Genomic DNA, 2,444 nt, shown 5'->3' with positions numbered 1-2,444 from the left:
CAGGGCAAAGGCTAATAGAGTTTTGCCAAGAAAATGCACTGGTCATAGCAAACACCCTCTTCCAACAACACAAGAGAAGACTCTACACATGGACATCACCAGATGGTCAACACCGAAATCAGATTGATTATATTCTTTGCAGCCAAAGATGGAGAAGCTCTATACAGTCAACAAAAACAAGACCAGGAGCTGACTGTGGCTCAGATCATGAACTCCTTATTACCAAATTCAGACTTAAATTGAAGAAAGTAGGGAAAACTACTAGACCATTCAGGTATGACCTAAATCAAATCCCTTATACAGTAGAAGTGAGAAATAGATTTAAGGGCCTAGATCTGATAGATAGACTGCCTGATGAACTATGGAATGAGGTTCGTGACATTGTACAGGAGACAGGGATCAAGACCATCCCCATGGAAAAGAAATGCAAAAAAGCAAAATGGCTGTCTGGGGAGGCCTTACAAATAGCTGTGAAAAGAAAAGAAGCAAAAAGCAAAGGAGAAAAGGAAAGATATAAGCATCTGAATGCAGAGTTCCAAAGAATAGCAAGAAGAGATAAGAAAGCCTTCTTCGGCGATCAATGCAAAGAAATAGAGGAAAACAACAGAATAGGAAAGACTAGAGATCTCTTCAAGAAAATTAGAGATACCAAGGGAACATTTCATGCAAAGATGGGCTCAATAAAGGACAGAAATGGTATGGACCTAACAGAAGCAGAAGATATTAAGAAGAGGTGGCAAGAATACATGGAAGAACTGTACAAAAAAGATCTTCATGACCCGGATAATCACAATGGTGTGATCACTCATCGAGAGCCAGACATCCTGGAATGTGAAGTCAAGTGGGCCTTAGGAAGCATCACTACAAACAAAGCTAGTGGAGTTGATGGAATTCCAGCTGAGCTATTTCAAATCCTAAAAGATGATGCTGTGAAAGTGCTGCACTCAATATGCCAGTAAATTTGGTAAACTCAGCAGTGGCCACAGGACTGGAAAAGGTCAGTTTTCATTCCAATCCCAAAGAAAGGCAATGCCAAAGAATGCTCAAACTACTGCACAATTGCACTCATCTCACACGCTAGTAAAGTAATGCTCAAAATTCTCCAAGCCAGGTTTGAGGAATATGTGAACCGTGAACTCCCTGATGTTTACGCTGGTTTTAGAAAAGGCAGAGGAACCAGAGATCAAATTGCCAACATCCGCTGGATCATGGAAAAAGCAAGAGAGTTCCAGAAAAACATCTATTTCTGCTTTATTGACATGCCAAAGCCTTTGACTGTGTGGATCACAATAAACTGTGGAAAATTCTGAAAGAGATGGGAATACCAGACCACCTGACCTGCCTCTTGAGAAATCTGTATGCAGGTCAGGAAGCAACAGTTAGAACTGGACATGGAACAACAGACTGGTTCCAAATAGGAAAAGGAGTACATCAAGGCTGTATATTGTCACCCTGCTTATTTAACTTATATGCAGAGTACATCATGAGAAATGCTGGGCTGGAAGAAGCACAAGCTGGAATCAAGATTGCTGGGAGAAATATCAATAACCTCAGATATGCAGATGACACCACCCTTATGGCAGAAAGTGAAGAGGAACTAAAAAGCCTCTTGATGAAAGTGAAAGAGGAGAGTGAAAAAGTTGGCTTAAAGCTCAACATTCAGAAAACTAAGATCATGGCATCTGGTCCCATCACTTCATGGCAAATAGATGGGGAAACAGTGGAAACAGTGTCAGACTTTATTTTTGGGGGCTCCAAAATCACTGCAGATGGTGACTGCAGCCATGAAATTAAAAGATGCTTACTCCTTGGAAGGAAAGTTATGACCAACCTAGACAGCATATTAAAAAGCAGAGACATTACTTTGCCAACAAAGGTCCATCTAGTCAAGGCTATGGTTTTTCCAGTAGTCATGTATGGATGTGAGAGTTGGACTATAAAGAAGGCTGAGTGCCGAAGAATTGGTGCTTTTGAACTGTGGTGTGGAAGAAGACTCTTGAGGGTCACTTGGACTGCAAGGAGATCCAACCAGTCCATTCTGAAGGAGATCAGCCCTGGGATTTCTTTGGAAGGAATGATGCTGAAGCTGAAACTCCAGTACTTTGGCCACCTCATGCGAAGAGTTGACTCATTGGAAAAGACTCTGATGCTGGGAGGGATTGGGGGCAGGAGGAGAAGGGGACGACAGAGGATGAGATGGCTGGATGGCATCACTGACTCAATGGACATGAGTCTGAGTGAACTCCGGGAGTTGGTGATGGACAGGGAGGCCTGGCGTGCTGCGATTCATGGGGTCGCAAAGAGTCGGACACGACTGAGCGACTGAACTGAACTGAACTGAAGAAATATTCTACATGTTTATTTGGTACATATATTGCCATATTATACATATCGACATAAGATAAATAAATAAAACTATATATGCAAAATATACACATATCCTA

1 protein-coding gene and 1 pseudogene are annotated in these 2,444 nt (G+C 41.9%); both read left to right on the top strand.

Annotation, left to right across the window (positions count from 1 at the left end):
- Positions 1-959 (top strand): exonuclease/endonuclease/phosphatase family protein (locus tag NFR90_RS11775; RefSeq protein ID WP_251453141.1); only part of this gene is annotated, 959 nt, incomplete at its 5' end.
- Positions 960-1,276: 317 nt separating this feature from the next.
- Positions 1,277-2,326 (top strand): annotated as a pseudogene (locus tag NFR90_RS11770) (reverse transcriptase domain-containing protein); the annotation flags it as partial.
- Positions 2,327-2,444: the final 118 nt, after the last annotated feature.

The organism is Parasutterella muris (genome assembly GCF_943193095.1).
Taxonomy (GTDB): Bacteria; Pseudomonadota; Gammaproteobacteria; order Burkholderiales; family Burkholderiaceae_F; genus Parasutterella; species Parasutterella muris.
This window is presented reverse-complemented; position numbering and strand designations above follow the sequence as displayed.